17 protein-coding genes and 4 tRNA genes are annotated in these 20,412 nt (G+C 71.2%); 17 read left to right on the top strand and 4 right to left on the bottom strand.

Translation table 11 applies throughout. The features are described from left to right. The first annotated feature begins 2 nt into the window (after nucleotides 1-2). From C0010_RS01480 to C0010_RS01460, 5 genes are all read left to right on the top strand, one after another. Nucleotides 3-1,610: a carboxyl transferase domain-containing protein gene (locus tag C0010_RS01480; RefSeq protein ID WP_105565278.1), complete on the top strand. Its 1,608-nt coding sequence runs from the start codon at nucleotides 3-5 to the stop codon at nucleotides 1,608-1,610. After that, nucleotides 1,610-3,544, top strand: a complete 1,935-nt coding sequence (locus C0010_RS01475; protein ID WP_105565277.1) for an ATP-binding protein — start codon at nucleotides 1,610-1,612, stop codon at nucleotides 3,542-3,544. Before C0010_RS01480 ends, C0010_RS01475 begins: the two co-directional genes overlap by 1 nt. Further along, the gene (locus C0010_RS01470) at nucleotides 3,541-4,014 is read left to right on the top strand and encodes a MaoC family dehydratase (protein WP_105565276.1); all 474 of its coding nucleotides are present in this window, start codon (nucleotides 3,541-3,543) and stop codon (nucleotides 4,012-4,014) included. Before C0010_RS01475 ends, C0010_RS01470 begins: the two co-directional genes overlap by 4 nt. Further along, entirely contained in the window at nucleotides 4,011-4,832 is an 822-nt protein-coding gene (locus C0010_RS01465; protein WP_105565275.1) for an HpcH/HpaI aldolase/citrate lyase family protein, read from the top strand. Before C0010_RS01470 ends, C0010_RS01465 begins: the two co-directional genes overlap by 4 nt. Nucleotides 4,833-4,914: 82 nt before the next feature. Next, entirely contained in the window at nucleotides 4,915-6,123 is a 1,209-nt protein-coding gene (locus C0010_RS01460) for an acyl-CoA dehydrogenase family protein (RefSeq protein WP_105565274.1), read from the top strand. A 12-nt stretch (nucleotides 6,124-6,135) separates the two neighbouring features. Here the strand turns inward: C0010_RS01460 and C0010_RS01455 are convergent, their stop codons facing one another. Next, nucleotides 6,136-6,324 carry a hypothetical protein gene (locus C0010_RS01455; protein WP_105565273.1) on the bottom strand — a complete coding sequence of 63 codons (189 nt, stop codon included), beginning with the start codon at nucleotides 6,322-6,324 and terminating at the stop codon, nucleotides 6,136-6,138. A 419-nt stretch (nucleotides 6,325-6,743) separates the two neighbouring features. Beyond that, nucleotides 6,744-7,757 (bottom strand): aldo/keto reductase family protein, encoded by a 1,014-nt coding sequence (locus tag C0010_RS01450; RefSeq protein WP_105565272.1) that lies wholly within the window; start codon nucleotides 7,755-7,757, stop codon nucleotides 6,744-6,746. A 112-nt stretch (nucleotides 7,758-7,869) separates the two neighbouring features. On the opposite strand from C0010_RS01450, the gene C0010_RS01445 reads away from it, so the two are divergent. The 4 genes from C0010_RS01445 (at nucleotide 7,870) to C0010_RS01430 (ending at nucleotide 14,674) form a co-directional block, all read left to right on the top strand. Then, nucleotides 7,870-9,324, top strand: coding sequence for a DUF3375 domain-containing protein (locus C0010_RS01445; protein WP_105565271.1), 1,455 nt, complete (start codon nucleotides 7,870-7,872; stop codon nucleotides 9,322-9,324). Continuing rightward, on the top strand, nucleotides 9,321-9,986 hold the full coding sequence (locus tag C0010_RS01440; RefSeq protein ID WP_198410838.1) for a DUF4194 domain-containing protein: 666 nt from the start codon (nucleotides 9,321-9,323) through the stop codon (nucleotides 9,984-9,986). The genes C0010_RS01445 and C0010_RS01440 overlap by 4 nt, the downstream gene beginning before the upstream one ends. Then, nucleotides 9,983-13,333: an ATP-binding protein gene (locus tag C0010_RS01435; RefSeq protein ID WP_105565270.1), complete on the top strand. Its 3,351-nt coding sequence runs from the start codon at nucleotides 9,983-9,985 to the stop codon at nucleotides 13,331-13,333. Before C0010_RS01440 ends, C0010_RS01435 begins: the two co-directional genes overlap by 4 nt. 138 nt (nucleotides 13,334-13,471) lie before the next feature. Beyond that, complete coding sequence (locus C0010_RS01430) at nucleotides 13,472-14,674, top strand: ATP-binding protein (protein WP_105565269.1); 1,203 nt, start codon at nucleotides 13,472-13,474, stop codon at nucleotides 14,672-14,674. A gap of 48 nt (nucleotides 14,675-14,722) precedes the next feature. On the opposite strand, the gene C0010_RS01425 is transcribed toward C0010_RS01430, so the two are convergent. Continuing rightward, entirely contained in the window at nucleotides 14,723-15,721 is a 999-nt protein-coding gene (locus tag C0010_RS01425) for a pirin family protein (RefSeq protein WP_105565268.1), read from the bottom strand. Between the two features lie 208 nt (nucleotides 15,722-15,929). Here C0010_RS01425 and C0010_RS01420 point away from each other — a divergent pair. The 5 genes from C0010_RS01420 to C0010_RS01400 all read left to right on the top strand — a co-directional run bounded on the left by C0010_RS01420 (nucleotide 15,930) and on the right by C0010_RS01400 (nucleotide 16,826). After that, nucleotides 15,930-16,002: transfer RNA gene (locus C0010_RS01420), tRNA-Gly, on the top strand. A gap of 56 nt (nucleotides 16,003-16,058) precedes the next feature. Next, a tRNA-Cys gene (locus tag C0010_RS01415) sits at nucleotides 16,059-16,132 on the top strand. 29 nt (nucleotides 16,133-16,161) lie between these two features. Next, nucleotides 16,162-16,233 (top strand) — tRNA-Val (locus C0010_RS01410). 39 nt (nucleotides 16,234-16,272) lie between these two features. Next, nucleotides 16,273-16,348, top strand: a tRNA-Gly gene (locus tag C0010_RS01405). A 118-nt stretch (nucleotides 16,349-16,466) separates the two neighbouring features. Further along, nucleotides 16,467-16,826, top strand: coding sequence for a hypothetical protein (locus C0010_RS01400; RefSeq protein WP_105565267.1), 360 nt, complete (start codon nucleotides 16,467-16,469; stop codon nucleotides 16,824-16,826). A gap of 37 nt (nucleotides 16,827-16,863) precedes the next feature. On the opposite strand, the gene C0010_RS01395 is transcribed toward C0010_RS01400, so the two are convergent. Next, nucleotides 16,864-17,256 (bottom strand): hypothetical protein, encoded by a 393-nt coding sequence (locus C0010_RS01395; protein WP_105565266.1) that lies wholly within the window; start codon nucleotides 17,254-17,256, stop codon nucleotides 16,864-16,866. 118 nt (nucleotides 17,257-17,374) lie between these two features. On the opposite strand from C0010_RS01395, the gene C0010_RS01390 reads away from it, so the two are divergent. The 3 genes from C0010_RS01390 (at nucleotide 17,375) to C0010_RS01380 (ending at nucleotide 20,411) form a co-directional block, all read left to right on the top strand. Next, nucleotides 17,375-17,758, top strand: a complete 384-nt coding sequence (locus C0010_RS01390; protein WP_105565265.1) for an ankyrin repeat domain-containing protein — start codon at nucleotides 17,375-17,377, stop codon at nucleotides 17,756-17,758. 89 nt (nucleotides 17,759-17,847) lie between these two features. After that, the gene (gene thrS / locus C0010_RS01385; protein ID WP_105565545.1) at nucleotides 17,848-19,791 is read left to right on the top strand and encodes a threonine--tRNA ligase; all 1,944 of its coding nucleotides are present in this window, start codon (nucleotides 17,848-17,850) and stop codon (nucleotides 19,789-19,791) included. Beyond that, nucleotides 19,788-20,411, top strand: coding sequence for an HIT family protein (locus C0010_RS01380; RefSeq protein ID WP_408631061.1), 624 nt, complete (start codon nucleotides 19,788-19,790; stop codon nucleotides 20,409-20,411). Before thrS ends, C0010_RS01380 begins: the two co-directional genes overlap by 4 nt. The last annotated feature ends 1 nt before the right edge of the window (nucleotide 20,412 follow it).

Raw genomic sequence — 20,412 nt, 5'->3', positions numbered from 1 at the left:
GGATGGAACAACTGACGACGTCGGTCGACGAGGCGGCGCCCGAGGGCGAGCGGCGCGCCGCGGCGATGCGCGCGCTCGTGGACGAGCTCCGCGCGCGGCTCGCCGAGGCCGCGCGCGGGGGCCCGACTGCCGCCAGGGAGCGCCACGTCGCGCGCGGCAAGCTCCTGCCCCGCGAGCGCGTCGACCGCCTCCTCGACGTCGGCAGCCCGTTTCTCGAGCTCGCTCCGCTCGCCGCCGACGGCTGTTACGGCGGCGACGCCCCGTCCGCGGGCGTCATCGCCGGCATCGGCACGGTGTCGGGCCGCCGCTGCCTCGTCGTCGCGAACGACGCGACCGTGAAGGGCGGTACGTACTTCCCCCTCACCGTGAAGAAGCACCTGAGGGCGCAGGATGTCGCGCGCGAGAACCGCCTGCCGTGCGTCTACCTCGTCGACTCGGGGGGCGCGTACCTGCCGATGCAGGACGAGGTGTTCCCTGACAGGGAGCATTTCGGGCGCATCTTCTACAACCAAGCGACCATGAGCGCCGCCGGAATCCCGCAGATCGCGTGCGTCATGGGGTCGTCGACCGCCGGCGGCGCGTACGTGCCCGCCATGAGCGACGAGACGGTGATCGTGGCGGAGCAGGGCACGATCTTCCTGGGCGGCCCGCCGCTCGTCAAGGCCGCGACGGGAGAGGAGGTCACGGCGGAGGAGCTGGGAGGGGGCGAGCTCCATGCGACCGTGTCGGGGGTCGCCGACCACCTCGCAGACGACGATGAGCACGCGCTGCGGATCGTGCGCGACATCGTCGCGACGCTGCCGGCGGATCCCGACCCGCCGTGGGCCGTCGGAGAGCCGGCGGAGCCCGCCGTCGACCCGGCTTCGCTGTACGCCGCGATCCCGACCGACCTGCAGACGCCGTACGACGCGCGCGAGGTGATCGCGCGCGTCGTCGACGACAGCGCCTTCCACGAGTTCAAGGCCGGCTTCGGCACGACCCTCGTGACGGGCTTCGCGAGCGTCTACGGGCATCCGGTCGGCATCATCGCCAACAACGGCGTCCTGTTCAGCGAGAGCGCGCAGAAGGGCGCGCACTTCATCGAGCTCTGCGACAAGCGCGGCGTCCCACTCGTGTTCCTGCAGAACATCGCCGGCTTCATGGTCGGCGGCGAGTACGAGCGAGGGGGCATCGCCAAGCACGGCGCGAAGATGGTGACCGCCGTGTCGTGCGCGCGCGTGCCGAAGCTCACGGTCGTGGTCGGCGGTTCCTTCGGCGCCGGAACCTACTCGATGTGCGGCCGCGCCTACGACCCTCGATTCCTCTGGCTGTGGCCCAACGCCCGCGTGTCGGTGATGGGCGGGCAGCAGGCCGCGAGCGTGCTCGCAACCGTCAGGCGCGACGGCATCGAGCACGGCGGCGGCACGTGGAGCGCCGAGGAGCAGGCCGCGTTCGAGGCGCCGATCCGCGAGCAGTACGAGCGGCAGGGCTCGCCCTACTACTCGACGGCGCGGCTCTGGGACGACGGCGTCATCGACCCCGCCGACACGCGCCGCGTGATCGGCCTCGCCCTCGACGTAGCGGGCCGCGCGCCGCTCCCCGACGTGCGCTACGGCGTGTTCCGGATGTGATGGCCGTGTTCGACACCGTTCTGATCGCGAACCGCGGCGAGATCGCCGTGCGCATCATCCGCACCCTCGACCGGATGAGCATTCGCTCGGTCGCGGTGTTCTCCGACGCCGACGCGGGGGCAGCGCACGTGCGCGCCGCGACGGACGCCGTGCGGATCGGGCCCGCCGACGCGAGGCGCTCGTACCTCGACATCGGGGCCGTGCTGGCGGCCGCGAGGCGGACCGGGGTGCAGGCCGTGCACCCCGGCTACGGCTTCCTCGCCGAGAGCGCGGGCTTCGCACGCGCGTGCCGCGATGCGGGGATCGTCTTCATCGGCCCGCCGCCGGAGGCGATCGAGACGATGGGAGACAAGATCCGCGCCCGCGCGGCCGTCGAGGCGCGCGGCGTCGCAACGGTCCCCGGCGTCTCGGCACCCGGCCTCGACGACGACGCCCTGATCGCGGGCGCTGAGCGCATCGGATACCCCGTTCTGGTCAAGCCGTCCGCCGGTGGCGGCGGCAAGGGCATGCACCGCGTCGACGCGCCCGGCGACCTGCCTGGGGCGCTCGCACAGGCGCGGCGCGAGGCGGCGGGGGCGTTCGGCGACGACGCTCTCTTCGTCGAGCGCTTCGTGGACGGCCCCCGCCACATCGAGGTGCAGGTGCTCGCCGACGCCCATGGGAACGTGATCCACCTCGGCGAGCGCGAGTGCTCCCTGCAGCGCCGGCACCAGAAGGTGATCGAGGAGGCGCCGAGCCCGCTGCTCACGCCGGGCCAGAGGGAGCGGATCGGCCGCGCCGGCTGCGAGACGGCCCGCGCCGTCGGCTATATCGGCGCAGGCACGGTCGAGTTCATCGTGTCGGGCGGACGGCCCGACGAGCCGTTCTTCATGGAGATGAACACGCGCCTGCAGGTCGAGCACCCCGTGACGGAGGCAGTGACGGGGGTCGACATCGTCGAGCAGCAGCTGCGCGTCGCATCGGGGGAGGAGCTCGCGTTCGGGCAACCCGACGTGCGCCTCGACGGGCACGCGATCGAGGCCCGCGTCTACGCGGAGGACCCAGCGGCCGGCTTCGCCCCCACGGGCGGTCGGGTGCTGCGCGCCGACTGGCCCAGCGCTGAGGGCGTGCGCGTCGACGCGGGCATCGAGGCCGGCGATACCGTGAGCTCCCACTACGATCCGATGCTCGCGAAGGTCGTGGCGAACGCGCCGACGCGCGGCGAAGCGATCGATCGGCTCGATGCGGCGCTGGCGGAGACGCGCATCCTCGGCGTCACGACGAACGTCCCGTTCCTGCGGGCGCTCCTCGCCGAGCCCGAGGTGCGCGCGGGCGACCTGGACACGGGGCTCATCGATCGCGGGGCAGAGCGCATTGCGCACAGGGAGACGCCGGACGCCGTGTTCGCGCGCGCGGCGCTCGCCCTGATCGAGCGCGGCGCTCCGGATGCCCGCGGAGCGTGGGCGTCGGACGGCTGGCGGATCGGAGGGGCCGTTGGCGCTAGCGTGCGGCTCCGCGACGGGGACGGCGTCGCCGTCGTGACGCGGGCGCCACGGGCGGCCGGCGTCGGCGGCTTCCGGGTCGAGCGCAACCAGCGAACCGCGCACGTGGAAGTGCCCGAGGGCGAGGCTGCGGCCATCGTGGCTCGGGACGATTCGATCTGGGTGTCCGAAGCATCCGGGGCCTGGCTCGTCGAACCGGCCCGATCGGTGCGGCGGCGCCGCAGGGGAGACGCTCCGTCACTGGAGTCGCCCATGCCGGGGACGGTCGTGGCGGTGCACGTCGCCGACGGCGCCGAGGTCGCGGCGGGCGACGCGCTCGTCAGCGTCGAGGCGATGAAGATGGAGCACGTGCTGCGGGCCCCGGTCGCGGGCATCGCCCGCCTGGGCGCCGCGGTCGGCGACAGGGTCGCACGAGGGCAGGAGCTCGCGACGGTCGAGGGGGCGGCGTCATGACCGAGAAGCGCATCACGCAGAGGGGGCTGTGGTTCGAGGAGTTCGAGCTCGGCGCCGTCTACGAGCACCGCCCCGGCCGCACCCTGACGGAAGCGGACGACGTCCTGTTCACGACCCTGACGATGAACACCCAGGCGCTGCATCTCGACGCCCACTGGGCGGCGCAGACGGAGTTCGGCGAGCGGCTCGTGAACTCGATGATGACGCTCGCGACGATCGTCGGCATGTCCACGGCACAGCTGACGAACGGCACGATCGTGGCGAACCTCGGCTTCCGCGAGGTCGAGTTCCCCGCGCCGATGCGCCACGGCGACACCCTGTACGGCGAGACGCGCGTCGTCGAGAAGCGCCCGTCGGCCTCACGCCCGGGCCAGGGCATCGTGACGCTCGAGCACACGGGCTGCAACCAGCGCGGCGAGGTCGTCGCCACGGCCGTTCGTGCGGTGCTGATGCAGGGGAGGCCCGAATGAGCTTCCGGATGGGGCCGGCGCTGCTGTTCTGCCCCGGCGATCGCCCCGACCGCTTCGCGAAGGCGGCTGAGCGGGCCGACGCCGTCATCCTCGACCTCGAGGACGGCGTCGCGCCCGAGCGGAAAGAGGCCGCGCGGGAAGCCGTCGCCTCGAGCCGCCTCGACGCCGAGCGCACCATCGTGCGCGTGAACACGGGTGTCGGCCGCCGGGCCGACCTCGCGGCCGTCGCCGCCGCGGGCTACCGCACCGTGATGGTTCCGAAAGCCTCGTCGGCGGTCGACATCGATGTTCCCGTCGGCCTCGACGTGATCGCCCTGTGCGAGACGGCCGCGGGGGTGGTGCGCGCGGAGCAGTTCGCCGAACAGCGCCGCGTCGTCGCCCTGATGTGGGGCGCGGAGGACCTGATCGCCTCGATGGGCGGCACCTCCAGCCGCCGTGACGACGGCACGTATCGGGCCGTGGCCGTGCACGCGCGATCCCGCGTACTGCTCGCCGCCGCCGCGTTCGGGAAGACCGCGATCGACGCCGTACGCTTCGACATCGCCGACGTCGACGGCTGCCTGGCTGAGGCGATCGACGCCGCCGCCAGCGGCTTCGGTGCGAAGGCGGCCATCCATCCGGATCACGTGCCCGCCATCCGCAGTGCGTTCCGCCCCGGCCAGGACAGCATCGCGTGGGCGAGGCGCGTCCTCGCCGCCGCCGCAGCGTCGCCCGGCGCGTTCCGCTTCGAGGGCGCGATGGTCGACGAACCGGTGCTGCGGCACGCGCGCGCCCTCCTGGCCCGCGCCGATTCCGCCGACGCCGCGGGGCCGCGATGACCCGTGCATCCGAACGCGCTCGCCGCATCCCCGCGAGCACCGAGAGCGGGGCCACGAGCCCCCGCACACCGAAGGAGACGCCATGACCGTCATCACCGCAGCGAGCCCCGCCGAGGGGACCGAGACGCTCGAGCCCGAACTGCAGGAGCTCGCCCGACGCGTGCGCGACTTCGCCGACGACGTCGTGGCGCCCGCGGCCTACGAGTACGACACCCAGCGCCGGCTGCCGATCGAGATCATCAGGCAGATGGGCGATATGGGCCTGTTCGGGTTGCCGCTGCCGGAGGAGTACGACGGCCAGGGCAAGTCCTACCTGCACCTGTGCGTCGCGGTCGAACAGCTCGCCCGCGTCGACCAGTCGATCGCCGTGACCCTCGAGGCCGGCCTCGGGCTCGGAGCGATGCCCATCCATCGCTTCGGCACCGAGGAGCAGAAGCGCACCCACCTGCCGTCGCTCGCGCGCGGCGAGAACCTCGCGGCGTTCGGCCTCACGGAGGCCGAGGCGGGGTCCGACGCAGGAGGCACGAGGACCACGGCCGAGCTGGAGGACGGCCAGTGGCGCATCGACGGGACGAAGCAGTTCATCACCAACTCGGGAACGCCGATCACGAGCGTCGTGACCGTCACGGCCGTCACGGGGCACCGGAAGGCGCCCGATGGGACGGAGCGGCCCGAGCTGTCGAGCATCATCGTGCCCGTGCCGATCGAGGGCTTCACGGCGCTGCCGGCGTACGACAAGGTCGGCTGGCACACCTCGGATACGCACCCGCTCGTGTTCGACGGCGTGCGCGTGCCGGAGGCGAACCTGTTGGGCGAGCGGGGGCGGGGGTTCGCGAACTTCCTCAGCGTGCTCGACGAGGGCCGCGTCGCGTTCGCGGCCCTGTGCGTCGGGGCGGCCCAGGGGTGCCTCGAGCAGGCCGTCGACTACGCGAAGCGGCGCAGGGTGTTCGGAAAGGCGATCGGCGACAACCAGCACATCGCGTTCAAGCTCGCCCGGATGCAGGCGCGCGTCGCTGCCGCACGGGCCGTCATGCACGACGCCGCACGCCGGCTCGACGCGGGCCTGCCGTTCACGAGGGAGGCGTCGCTCGCGAAGCTGATCGGCTCCGAGGCGGCCGTCGCCAACGCCGATGACGCGACGCAGATCTGGGGCGGCTACGGATTCCTGAACGAGAACGCCGTCGCACGCCACTACCGCGACGCGCGCATCCTCACGCTCGGCGAGGGCTCGACGGAGGTGCAGCTCGGCATCATCGCCCGCAGTCTGGGGTTCGACAAGGCGTTCGGGTGAGGGAGGGATGCATCACCCGCGGATGAGCATCATTCCGCGCTGACCGCTGTACAGGCGCTCCTCGTCCGGGCCGTCCTGCATGCCCATCAGCGTCTCAGCCGGGCTGGGCGTTCCCGCGGGGCAGGACGTGCCGAAAGGCGCGTCAGCGGTGTTCGGCGGGTACAGGTCGTCCTGCTCCATCAGGCCCGTGGACTCGATCATGCAGTCCGGAGACGCAGCGGCATCTGAGCGAGCTCGTCGCCGTCAGCGAACGGCTGGCGCAACGCAGAGAATCGCAAGTCGACGGCGGCCACGACTCATGCAGGCATGCGGACGGGTATGCCCATGCCCTCCGCAGACTCGGCGAGTCGATCGTCGTACGTCCACATCTCGCGCACGCCGAGCGCGACCGCCAACCTCAGCTCACCTCGCGCCGCGGCGACGCCGGTGACCGCGCGCCCAGATCGTCGGCTTCGCGGTGGCCGTGACGGCGATGGACGCCGGCCGACTCCCGACTCCGAACGAGAAGGCCCCGTCGCCGCTCGCGGATTCCGCGCGCAGCGCGACCGATCCTGAGGCGAGACGCGACGGGGCCGCTCCGGCGGAAGTGCCGGAACGACCCCGCTCACGTGCGACGCGGCTCAGGCCAGGCGCGCCTTGGGCGAGACGGAGTAGGTGTCCTCCGCGTCGGTGTTCGGCACGTCGCCGAGGGCGGCGTCGATCGCGGTCATCGTGTCGTCGTCGAGCACCACGCCCGAGGCCTTCACGGTGTCGGCGAGCTGCTCCGGGCGCGAGGCGCCCACGAGCGCGGCCGCGATGTTGGGGTTCTGCAGCACCCACGCGATCGCCAGCTGCGGCATCGTCAGGCCCGCCTGCTCGGCGATCGGCTTCAGCTTCTGCACGGCCGTGAGCGTCTCGTCGTTCATGAAGCGCTGGATGAAGCCGGCGCCGCTCTTCGTGTCGGTCGCGCGCGAGCCGGCCGGCACCTCCTGGCCGGGCAGGTACTTGCCGCTGAGCACGCCCTGCGCCATGGGAGACCAGACGATCTGCGAGATGCCGAGCTCCACCGAGGCGGGAACGACCTTGCCCTCGATGACGCGGTGCAGCATCGAGTACTGCGGCTGGTTCGAGATGAGCTGCACGCCCAGCTGCTTCGCGAGCGCGTGGCCCTCGCGGAGCTGCTCGGCCGTCCACTCGCTCACGCCGATGTAGAGCGCCTTGCCCTGCCGCACGACATCCGCGAACGCCTGCATCGTCTCCTCGAGCGGCGTGAAGTAGTCGAAGCGGTGCGCCTGGTAGAGCTCGACGTAGTCGGTGCCGAGGCGCTTCAGGGAGCCGTTGATCGACTCGAAGATGTGCTTGCGGCTCAGGCCGGTGTCGTTCGGGCCCTTCGGCCCGGTCGGGAAGTAGACCTTCGTGAAGATCTCGAGGCTCTCGCGGCGCTGTCCGGCGAGCGCCTTGCCGAGTACGACCTCGGCGGCCGTGTTGGCGTAGGTGTCCGCCGTGTCGAACGTCGTGATGCCGGCGTCGAGCGCCGCGTGGACGGTCTGGACGGCAGAGTCGTCGCCCACCTGAGATGCGTGAGTGACCCAGTTCCCGTAGGTGATCTCAGAGACCTTCAGGCCGCTGTTTCCGAGGTAGCGATAGTTGACCATGTGTCAAAGGTAGCGCCGTTCCGCGCGCAGGGCGTCGGTTTCGGTAAGCGGTTTCACGTGCGGGGGGATCGGGACCGGGGGCTCGCAGGGTCCTGGCGGTAATCTGGGGAGGATGAGTTCCTCCCGTTCCGAGACCGCCTATCAGCGCGCAGCTGCGGCTTTCCGGAACCCGACGCTCGACCTGCTGCACGGCCGGTACGCCCCGTTCGTCGTCACGGCGCTGTCGCTCGTCTTCACAGCGGAGCGCCCCGCCGTGGCGGTGTCGGACGCGCACGTCGAGGTCGGCGAGATCGCCGACGAGCTGCGTGCGGCCGGCTGTGACGAGCCCGAGCGCCGGGTGCCGGCGGGGGTCGGGCGCGACATCTGCCGCTACTGGGTGCGCGTCGGCTGGCTCGTGCCGCAGATCGAAGACGCCCAGGAGGTCTACCGCCTCTCGGCGCAGGCCGTCGGGGCCCTCGAGATCGCGGGCCGCACGGGCGGCGGCAGGGCCCGCGTCTCGCGCTCGCGCGTGCGCACGCTCCTCGACTCGGTCGACCAGCTCGCGCAGGACGCCGAGACCGACGCGAACGCCCGGATCGCGCGGCTGACGGCCGAGCGCGCCGCGATCGACGCCGAGATCGACCGCCTGATGCGCGGCGAGGCGGAACCGGTCGACGATGACCAGCTGCTCGAAGAGGCGGAGAACGTGCTCCACCTCTCCCGCGAGCTGCCCGCCGATTTCGCCCGCGTCGCCGAGTCGATCCAGGCCATGCAGCGCGACGTCGTCGCCGACCTGCGCCGCGATATCCGGCCGACGGGCGATGTGCTGCGCGAGTACCTGCACCGCGGCCAGCACATCATGCAGGCCACGCCGGAGGGCCGCGCGTTCGCGGGTGCGCTCGCGCTGATCGGCGACCCCGAGCACATCGACCGGCTCACTGACCAGATCCACGACCTGCTCGCCCTGCCGTTCGCGCGCCTGCTCGCCCCGGATCAGCGCGGCGAGCTGAACGTGATTGCCAAGCGCGTGGAGCAGGGCGTGGCGGAGGTCCTCACGGCGCAGCGCCGCGCGTCGCACGTCATCACGGCCCAGGTGCGAACGCACGACCCTGCGCGCGACCGCGAGGTCGACGAACTCCTGCGCGACGTGATGAGCGGTATGCAGGCCTGGATGCGCGACTCCCGCGCGGGCGACCGCGTCGAGCCCCTGCGCAGCCTGCCGTCGGCCGGCGTTGCGCACCTGCGGCAGACGCTCGCCGACCCGCGTCCGCCGAGCGCGCCCGACCCCCTCGCGGACGCCGACGCCGCGGAGTTCCCGGATGCCGACGACCGCGCGTGGGGAGGCCCCCGGTACGCCGAGCTCGAGGCGCTCGTCGCGGGCCTCGGGGCGGAGTTCGACCTCGCGGACGCCTTCGCGGCATCCGGGGCCCGACGCCCCGTCGACCTCGTCGGACTGCTCGAGATCGCCCACCGCGGCGTGCTCGTCGACGGCGACGCCGTGTCGGTCGTCGAGGCCGAGCGGCCGGACGGCACGACCAGGCGGTTCGCGTTCGGCGCGGTGACCGCTTCAGCACAGGAGGACGCATGACGCATCTCGCGGAAGAGGAGCGGCGGGAGGCGGAGGACGCCTTCGTCGCGCCGATGCCGATGGAGGAGGACCCCGACGAGTGCTTCGCGGGCGACCGCGGGGTGCTCGAGCCCGCCGTGCGGCGAGTCCTCGTGCGCCTGCTGCAGCGCCGCTACCTGCTCGCCGAGCGCAGCAGGGCGGACTGGGCCGTGCTGATCGAGAACCAGCACGTCATTGAGTCGCGCCTGAACGACCTGTTCGTCCGACTCGTCGTCGACCACTCCCGCGGCGTCGCCTACAAGCAGCAGGTGCGCTCCGACGAGCTCGACGTGCCGATCCTGCTGCGTGACGAGGCGTACTCGCGGGCCGAGACCCTCGTGCTGGTCTACCTCCGCACCGTGTACCAGCGCGAGTCGACCGCGGGGGAGAAGCAGGCCCGCGTCGACGTCGAAGAGGTCGAGCAGACGGTGCTGAGCTACTTCACGGAGAGCGACGGCGACCTCGCGCGCCGGCAGCGGGCCATCCGCGCCGCGCTCGGCCGGCTGCGCCAGGAGGGGATCGTCGAGGAGGAATCCGAGGGCCGGTTCCTGATCAGCCCTCTCGTCGAGATCGTGCTGAGCGCCGAGCGGCTGCGCGAGCTCGCGGAATGGCTGCGCGGCGAGACGGGGGAGGACGCCCGATGACGATGCTCGACACCCTGTTCGGGATGATCCCCGCCGCCTCGCGCGGCCAGCAATGGGTCGCGGACGAGCTCCAGTTGGTGAACTGGGGCGGCTACGACGGCGCGCACCGCGTGCGCTTCTCGCCCAGGGCGACGCTGCTCGTCGGCGGCTCGGGCTCCGGGAAGTCCACGCTCATGGACGCGTACATCGCGCTGATGATGCCGCACACGACCCCGTTCAACGGCGCGTCGAACGGCGGCGTCACCGGTCGGCCGCGCGGCGAGGACCAGCGCAACATCCTCTCCTACGGCCGCGGAAAGATCGACGAGTCGCGCACGGACAGCGGCACCGCCATGCGCGTTCTGCGCGGAGACGGAGCCGACACTTGGACGGCCGTCGCCATGACGTGGACCGACCACGGCGGCGCGCAGTTCACGGCCGTGCGCGCCTGGTACATCCCGCAGGCGGCCCGCACGATCGACGACACCGTGCGGGTGCGGGCGACGATCGACGGCGCCTTCGACCTCGCGTCGCTCGAAGAGGCGGCGGGCGCGCGCCTCGCGGACCACGCCGTGCGCCGCACCGGCCTCGAGACGCTCTCGACCGAGCGCGAGTTCTCCGCGCGCATCCAGTCGGTGCTCGGGATCGGGGCGGCGGGCGCGGGAGGCAAGGCGATCAGTCTGCTCGCGCGCATCCAGGCCGGCCAGCAGATCACCACGGTCGACGACCTCTACAAGCGCATGGTGCTCTCGGAGCCGGAGACCCTCGCCGCCGCCGACGCCGTCGTGGAGCACTTCGACGAGCTCGACCAGACCCGCAGCCGGATGGTGACGGCGCGCAAGCAGATCCGCCAGCTCGCGCCCATCCGGGGGATGCGGGAGCGCATCGAGGAAGCGGCCGACCGCCTCCGGCTGATCGACGAGATCGGCCTGTTCTCGGACGACGCCTCGCTCGCCGCGCTGTGGCGCGACGAGAAGCGGCTCGGCCTCCTGCGCGACGTCGAGGGGGAGCTGCAGCGCGCCAAGCGCGATGCCGACGACGTGGTGCGCGCCCAGGAGGCGCTCGCGGACGCCGCCGAGGCCGAGCGCGACGGCCTCGCCGAGGTGCTCCGCGGCGCCGGCGGCGACCGGTTGCACACGGCGGAGCGCGAGCTGCGCGAGGTCGAACGCAGGCTCGCGCGGGCCAGGGCGGAGCGGGAGCGCTTCGACGTGCTCGCGGAGCCGATCGGTGGCGCAGTAGGCGGCGCGAAGGCGTTCGCGAAGCTCCAGGCCGAGGCCGAGCGCTCGATCGCCGACCCCGATGCCAAGCGAACGGCACGAGAGGCGTATGCGGAGGCGAGGGCGGCCTCGCGCGCGACGGAGCGCGAGATCGCGTCGCTCGAGGCAGAGGCACGTGCGGCGCTCGATCGCTCCGACAGCATCCCCCAGGCGCTGCACGACTCCCGCGACGCGATGGCCGCGGCGGCCGGCCTCAGCCGGGACGACCTGCCGTTCGTCGGGGAGCTGCTCGAGGTGCGCACCGAGTTCGAGCCGTGGAACGAGGCGATCGGCCTCGCGCTCGGAGGCTTTGCGACGACGCTGCTGATCGACCAGCGCCGCCTCGGCGAGTTCCGCGCCGCGATCAACGGCGTCCGGACGCCCGTGCGCATCCGGTACGAGGGAGCGCAGGCCGACCTGGGCTCCGCCCGCGACCTGGACCCGGCGACGCTTCCCGGTCGCCTCGACTACCGGGAGTCGCCGTTCGTCGGCTGGCTGCAGGAGCGGCTCGAGCGCCGGTTCGGCTTCACGTGCGTCGACGCGCCGGAGGAGCTCGCCGACACGGCAATGGGCCTCACGATCGCGGGGCAGATGTCGAACGGGAACCGCGGCGCGCACGGCGGCCACGGCAAGCAGAGCGTCCTCGGGTTCTCGAACCGGCGCCGGGTCGCGGGCCTGATGCGCCGCATCGAGCGCGCCCGCGCCGAGCTCGCGGATCAGAAGCTGGCGGAATCGGCGGCGGCGAACGACCTCGACGCCCTCGACGCGCGGCTGGCGGCGTACGGCAAGATCCGCGACATCGCCTGGCCCGACATCGACGTGGACGCCGTGGCGGTGGAGCGCGAGCGCTGGGCGTCGGTGATCGGCGAGGTGCGTGACGACAACCCGAAGGTCGAGGACATCCAGCGGCAGATCCAGCGCGCCAAGCAGAAGGTCGCGTCGCTGCAGGAGGACACCGGCCGCGGACGGGCCGAGCAGGAGCGCATCGCGCTGCGCTGGGCGGAGGTCACCGACCAGGTCGACGAGGCGCAGGCGCGCATCGACGCGGCCGAGGCCGCCGAGCGCACGCTCACCGAGGCGCAGCGCGCCTACCTCGACGAGCGCTTCGCGCCGCCGGAGGGCGCGGAACGGCCGAGCCGCGCCGACGAGCTCGACCGCTTCGATGCGGCGCTGTCGACGGCGGGCGCGCGGCTCATCGGCGACCAGGCCGCCGCAACGGCGACGCTGGGGGAGCAGCGCGAGGCGCTCCGGCGCACGCTCGAGGGCTTTCTCGACGCGTGGCCGAACCCGAACCTGCGCGCCGACCCGGAGGCGTCCTTCGGCGACTTCGAGCGCATTCTAGCCGAGCTCGAGACGAGCGGCCTGCACGAGCTCGAAGCCGAGTGGAAGGCGAGTCTCGTCAGTCTCTCTGGTAACGACCTGACGAGCCTCGACTCCGCGCTCGGGCGCGCGCTGCGCGAGATCCGGGAGCGCATCGAACCCGTCAACCGCATCATGGCGGAGCTGCCGTTCTACGACGACGAGCACCGCCTGCAGATCACGGCGCGCGAGAACTCCTCGCAGGTGCGCAGGCGGTTCCGACGCGAGCTGCGCGAGGTGCGCGCGGCGATCTCATCGGCGACGGACGATGCCGAGCGCGAGCTGGTGTACGACCGGATGTCCCGACTGATCGGTCGCATCCGGCGCACCTCGCCCGACTTCGCCGACCTGATCGACGTGCGAGGGCACGTGCGGATCAGCGCCGAGAAGATCGACGCGGCGACGCGCGAGCACGTCGCCCTGTACGACCACATCGGCGAGAAGTCCGGCGGCGAGTCGCAGGAGCTCGTGGCGTTCATCGTCGGCGCCGCACTGCGTTACCAGCTCGGCGACGCCGACTCCGAGCGGCCGCGGTACGCGCCCGTGTTCCTCGATGAGGCGCTCATCAAGGCAGACGCGCACTTCACCAAGCGAGCGATCGGCGCGTGGCGCGGCCTCGGATTCCAACTCGTCATCGGCGCGCCCAACGACAAGTACAGCGCCATCGAACCCCACGTCGACGTCGAGTACGACATCCTGAAGGACACCGCCGGCCGTTCCTGGGCCCGCCCGAAGGTGGGTCTCGACGGCTGAGGGGCGGGCTCGTCGGCTGTCGATCGATGTGGTGGGCGCCCGGCGTACGCGGTTCGCTTCGCGGAGCGAAGCCTGGAGCTCTGAGGCGCAACCGGTGTTTATGTTTCGGCGAAACATAAAACGGCATAAAGTTCACCTATGCAACCCAATCCGTACACACCCGGTGGTCGACCTCGCGTGTTCGTCGGGCGCGACGCCGAGCGTGCGCAGCTTCGTGACCGACTGGCGCGCGTGATCGCATTCGGCGAGATGGCAGGGCCGCTTCTCGTCGTGACGGGCCCGCGCGGCCTCGGCAAGACCTCGCTGCTCCGAGACGTCGCGGACCAGGCCGCCGCTGACGGTTTCGTCGTCGCGTGGGTCTCCGGCGTCAAGCGCCGGCCGATCCTGCGCGACGTGCTCCAGAGCGTGACGGGCGCTCTCGAACGCGCTGATGTCCTCGCCGAGCCGCGGACCAGGAGCCGCATCAAGGAGTATGAGGTCCAGCTCCATTTCGGCGTGGGCCGGGTCGGTGCGAAGTTCGAGCCGCAGAGCACGACGGATGCGCCTCCGCTCAGCCAGTACGTCGTCGAAGCGTTCTTCGAGACCGCGTCGAACGCGGTGAGGGAGCGCGGCGGTGCGGGGCTGTTGGTGCTGATCGACGAGCTGCATGCCCCGGTGGAGCCCCGTTCCGCCCGCGATTCGACCGCGGACCCGGAGGCGCAGTACGAGATCGCGCTCCTTCTGAACGTGATTCAGAACATGGATGCGCAGCGCGAGCGCTTCCCGCTCGCCGTGATCGGAGCTGGTCTGCCGCAGACGATGGGGCTGTTGACGCGCGCCGCGACCTTCGGTGAGCGCGCGCACGAGATCATCCTGGCCGAGTTCGACGAGCGCACCAGTCAGGAAGCGCTCACAGAGCCCGCTGCTCAACTCGGCGTCCGTTGGGAACCGGACGCGGTCATCAACGCGGTGGAGAGTGCCGCCGGATATCCGCAGGCGCTCCAGATCGTCGGATCGGCCGTGTGGGAGGCCGCCCGGCCCGAGCGCGACGGGCGGATCACGGCCGAGCACGTCGTTGCGAGCGCCGCGGCATTCGAGCAGCGGGTCTCGACGATGTTCCACACCAGATGGGACGTCGCATCCCCGGCCGAGCGCGCGTTCCTGCGCGCGATGGCCGAGATCGACGAGCCGGTCGTCCATCGCCGCGATCTCGCTGACCGCCTCGGCGTGACGTCCGATGAGCTCAGCGTTCCGCGGCGATCCCTCATCACGAAGGGGATCATCGAGGCGGCGGGGCACGGCAAGATGCGGTTCACGATCCCCGGGTTCGGCGCGTTCGTGCGCGACCGTGACAGCGAATGACGTCGCTCCGGAGCGACTCGTCGCGCGCCTGAGATCGCATCCGGCGCCTCATCCCCGCGGCCGGAGCTGCGCGTTCGGCAGTGCGGGCGCGGGCAGCGGCGCCGGCTGGCCCTCGGGGAAGTCGCCGAACAGCGGCCGCTTCTCTGCGTCATCCGGGTGCGCGGGCTCGAAGCCCAGCTCGGCCTGATAGCGGCGGCGGAACTCGGCGATCTCGTCGTGGCCGCGCCCCACGAAGTTCCACCACATCACGATCTGCTCGCCGAGGGGCACGCCGCCGAGCAGCACGACCCGCGCTCCGGACGGGCCGGCGGAGAGATCGAGGGCATCGGCGCCCGTCGGCACGTACGCGAGCTCGCGGTGCGCTGTTGTCGTGCCGTTGACCCGGATGTCTCCGGTCTCAGCGAGCAGGCCGTGCTCGAAATCGGCGCGGACGGTCAGGCGTGCGGAGCTGCCGGGCGCCAGGACGAGTTCTGCGCCGAGGAGGTCGGGGGTGCGCGTCTCGACCGGCGACGACGCGCCGGCGAGCGAGCCGATGAAGACCCGCGCCGTGACCCCGGGGCCGGCCGAGACGGGCTCCGGTGAGAAGTGCGCGAACTGGTTCTCGCTGAACCGCGTCTCCTCGGGCAGCGCGTACCAGAGCTGCACCCCGTGCAGCGCGCGGGTATCGGGCGTCGAGATCTCCTGGTGAGTGATGCCGCGGCCGGCGATCATGAGGTTGAGCTCGCCGGGGCGCACGGATGCGGCGTTCCCGCCGGAGTCGAGGTGGTCGATCTCGCCCGCGAACAGCCACGACACGGTCGCGAGCCCCGTGTGCGGGTGCCGCGGCACGAACATGCCGCCGGTCGCCGAGACGTCGTCGGGCCCGTAGGCGTCGACGAAGCACCATGCGCCGATGAGGGAGCGGCGGCGCTGGGGGAGCGTGCGCCATACCGACATCGCCCGGGGGCCGCCGAGCGGCACCTCGCGCGGCGACAGGATCTCCACGTCGGTGCATGGTTCGCCGGGCTCCAGCACCTGCACGCTCGGGTCGCGCTCTTCGTTGCTCATCGGGGTCCCTCTCGTCCGCGCCTCGCAGTCCATCATGCTCCTCCATGCGCCTGAATGCACCACCGCTGGCCATCGCGCCTTCCTGGGGCGGTGGCGCGCACCGTCGCCGGGCACGGCGCGCCCGGGATCGGGTGTCGGTTTGGTGAAGCGCGCGCGAGTGCGTATAGTTCTATGAGTCGCCGGCAAGGGAACGAGCCGGGCGGACAATGCGGATGTAGCGCAGTTGGTAGCGCATCACCTTGCCAAGGTGAGGGTCGCGAGTTCGAGTCTCGTCATCCGCTCGAGTGTCGGGCATCCTCTTCGCGAGGATTCGGCATGCGGGTAATTCGACCCCCGCGGTGGCGTGGCCGAGAGGCTAGGCACCGGCCTGCAAAGCCGTTTACACGGGTTCGAATCCCGTCGCCACCTCCACTCCTTGAAAAACTGAACAGCCTTCACAGGCGCGATTGGCGCAGCGGTAGCGCGCTTCCCTGACACGGAAGAGGTCACTGGTTCGATCCCAGTATCGCGCACGACTCGAGCCCCGGGCAGCCGGGGCTTCGTCGTCACATGCGGATGTAGCGCAGTTGGTAGCGCATCACCTTGCCAAGGTGAGGGTCGCGAGTTCGAGTCTCGTCATCCGCTCCATCGAGAACCCCCGGCGCAGCGCCGGGGGTTCTTCTGCGTGTTGCGGAGTGTTTCGGGCCGAATCGACGGCGACCGAACGGCCGCGTAGCCTCGGGGGTACCGATCGACAGGAGACCCCGTGAACACGCCGCTGACCCGCCTCTCACCCGCCGAGGTGACGGAGCGTGCGGTCTGCATGTGCTCTCACGGGCAGGCCTGCTCCTCTTATGCTCCCGGCCACGCGCTGCACCTCATCCAGGCGCGCATCGCCTCGGCTACCGCGACTCGCTGGGCGGACGCGATCGTCGAACGCGTCGACGACGAGGCGCACACGATCGCTCTGCGCACGCTCGACGGCGAGGCCCGGACCGTCTGGCAGGCGGGCGGAGCGCTCCTCGAGGCGGTCGAGGGCGCGCCCGTCGCGCTGCACCTCGACTACGACGTGCTCGCGATCGGGCGTGCGCAGTACAGCGTCGCGCCGCTGGTCGACGCGCACTGAATCCGGGCCCGCAGAGCGCGGGCGGCCGGGACGCGGCCTATGCCGCCGCCATCATGGCGCTCTTCATCTCCATGCACGCGTCCATGCACGCGCGGCAGGCCTGAGCACACATCCGGCACACCGCGTCGTCCATGTTCGTGCACTCATCGACGCACGCCTGGCACATCGCCATGCAGGCATCGAGCATCGACATCATCGACGCGGGCGTCATGCCCTGCATCCGCATCATGGCGCGCATCGTCGTGTTGCACATGTCGGCGCAGCTCATGCACGTCGCGGCACAGTCCATGCCCTGAGCCGCGCAGATCGTGCACGCCTGCTCCGCGGCCGAACACGCGTCCATGCACGCCTGCATCGTGGCCATGTCCAACTGCTCCATGCCCGCCATCTTCATGCCGGCCGAGGCCTGCTCCATCATCATCGCGTCCATACGTCTCGCTCCTCCTGCTCCGCGTGCGGGCCGGATGCCCGTCTGCGGCTCAGATTACGCCCGCGCGCGCACCGTGTCAGCACCGGATCGGGGGCGATCTCCTCCTACGATGGGATCCATGACGGATGAGCTGCCAGACGAGGTCGTACAGTTCGGCAACCGAATGTTCGACCTCGCCCGCGACGGCGACGACCTGCTGCTGGGATACGTCGATCAGGGCGTGAACGCCGACCTCACGAACTCCCTCGGCGACACGCTCCTCATGGTCGCGGCCGCGAACGGCCATGCCGACCTCGTCGAGGGGCTCGTCGATCGCGACGCAGACGTCAACGCGCTCAACGACAGGGGGCAGGCCCCGGTGTCGGCCGCCGTGTTCCGCGGCTACGACGACGTGATCGAGATGCTCATCGAAGCGGGCGCCGACCTCGATGCCGGCAATCCGTCGGCCCGCGAGACGGCGGCGCTCTTCGGCCGCACGCTGCCGGGCGACACCGCCGACTGAGCCTCGGTTCGTCGCGAGGGCCGCTCGGCTCGTAGAATCGTCTGGTGACCACAGGATTCGATCTTTTCCCCGAGAAGAACGTCGTCGCGATGCGCGTCGACGGCACGCTGAAGGACCTCGCGACGGAGCTCACGGGCACGGAGGCGACCGAGCCGGTCACGATCGACAGCGAGGACGGTCTGAACATCCTCCGCCACTCGACGGCGCACGTGCTCGCGCAGGCGGTGCAGCGGCTCCGCCCCGCCGCCAAGCTCGGCATCGGCCCGTTCATCACCGACGGCTTCTACTACGACTTCCAGGTCGACGATCCGTTCACCCCCGATGACCTGAAGGCCATCAAGAAGGAGATGCAGCGCATCGTCAAGGAGGGGCAGCGCTTCGTGCGCCGCTCCATCACCGACGACGAGGGCCTCGCCGAGCTCGCGCACGAGCCGTTCAAGGTGGAGCTGATCGGCCTCAAGGGCGGCTCCAAGGAGGCGGCCGAGGGCGCGAACGTCGAGGTCGGCGCCGGTGAGCTGACGATCTACGACAACGTCGACCCGAAGTCGGGCGAGACGAAGTGGGGGGATCTCTGCCGCGGCCCGCACGTGCCGACGACCCGCATGCTCGGCAACGGCTGGGACCTGCTCCGCGTCGCGGGAGCCTACTGGCGCGGCAGCGAGAAGAACCCGCAGCTCCAGCGCATCTACGGCACGGCATGGCCGACGAAGGACGAGCTCGTCGCCTACAAGGACCGCCTGGCCGAGGCGGCCAAGCGCGACCACCGCAAGCTCGGCCGCGAGCTCGACCTGTTCTCGTTCCCCGACGAGATCGGCTCGGGGCTGTCGGTCTGGCACCCGCGCGGCGGCGTCATCCGGGGTGAGATGGAGCAGCACGCCCGCCGTCGCCACATCGAGGGCGGCTACACGTACGTCTATACGCCCCACATCGCGAAGAGCGATCTCTTCAACGTCTCAGGGCACCTCACGACCTACGCCGAGGGCATCTGGCCGCCGATCCGGATGGACGAGGAGCGCGACGACGACGGAAGTATCACCAAGCAGGGCTCCGACTACTACCTGAAGCCCATGAACTGCCCGATGCACATCCTGATCTACAAGGAGCGCGCGCGCAGCTATCGGGACCTGCCGCTGCGGTTCGCCGAGAACGGCACGGTCTACCGCAACGAGCTCTCGGGCGCGCTGCACGGGCTCACGCGCGTGCGCGGCTTCACCCAGGACGACTCGCACCTCTTCGTGACGCACGAGCAGCTCGAGGCCGAGGTGACCAAGGTCCTCGAGTTCATCATCTCGATGCTGCGGGACTTCGGCCTGAACGACTTCGAGCTCGAGCTGTCGATGCGCGACGACGAGAAGTCGAAGTGGATCGGCTCCGACGAGTTCTGGGACGACTCGACGAACGCGCTCCGCAACGTCGCGGTCGCGAGCGGGCTGAAGCTCACGGAGGTGCCGGGCGAGGCCGCGTTCTACGGCCCGAAGATCGACCTGAAGACGCGCGATGCGCTCGGTCGCGTGTGGCAGCTGTCGACGGTGCAGGTCGACCCGAACCTGCCGGAGCGCTTCGACCTCGAGTACACGGCTGCCGACGGCTCCAAGAAGCGCCCGATCATGATCCACAGGGCGCTGTTCGGCTCGATCGAGCGCTTCTTCGCGATCCTCCTCGAGCACTACGCCGGCGACTTCCCACTGTGGCTCGCGCCCGTGCAGGTCATGGGCGTGCCGGTCGCGGACGAGTACGGCGACTACCTGAACGAGGCGGCCGCGAAGTTCCGCGCGGCGGGCGTGCGCGTCGAGGTGGACCATTCGGACGACCGGATGCCCAAGAAGATCCGCACGCACACGACGCACAAGGTGCCGGTGATCATGATCGCGGGCGAGCAGGACCGCTCGGCGGGCACCGTGTCGTTCCGCTTCCGCGACGGCTCGCAGCGCAACGGCGTACCGGTCGACGAGGCCGTCGCGCTGATGAGCGGCCTCATCGATCAGAGGAAGCTCGTGCTCACCGACGCCGACGCGGTGCTGGAGACCGCGTGACGGACGGCGCGGGAACCGGCTCCGGCGGCACGGGCGACCCGACCGCCGGTGCACCCGACGCGCGCGGCGCCGCCCGCGCGGAGTTCGCGCGGCTCGAGCCGGCGAGCGACCACGGCGGCGTGCCCGACGCGTTCCAAAGGCTCTGGACGCCGCACCGGATGGCGTACATCCAGGCGGGAGCCGACGTGAACCGGGGGAACGGCTGCCCGTTCTGCGCGGCGCCGGGCAAGAGCGACGAGGACGGCCTCATCGTGCATCGCGGCGAGCACGCGTTCGTGCTGCTGAACCTGTTCCCGTACAACTCCGGTCACCTGCTGGTCTGCCCGTACCGCCACGTCGGGCTCTACGACGAGGCCGACGACCACGAGGTCGCCGAGATCGCCCACCTGACGCGGGTGGCGATGGGTGCCCTGCGGAAGGCGTCGAACTGCGACGGCTTCAACATCGGCATGAACCAGGGCGAGGTCGCCGGCGCGGGCGTCGAGGAGCACCTGCACCAGCACATCGTGCCGCGGTGGTCCAGCGACGCCAACTTCTTCCCGATCATCGGCCGCACCAAGGCGCTGCCGCAGTTCCTCGGCGAGGTCCGCCAGGCGCTCGTCGACGTCTGGCCGGCCTGAT

Source organism: Microbacterium halophytorum (assembly GCF_002970975.1).
Taxonomy (GTDB): Bacteria; Actinomycetota; Actinomycetes; order Actinomycetales; family Microbacteriaceae; genus Microbacterium; species Microbacterium halophytorum.
The sequence above is the reverse complement of the archived record's forward strand: the minus strand, read 5'-3'. Positions and strand labels throughout refer to the sequence as shown.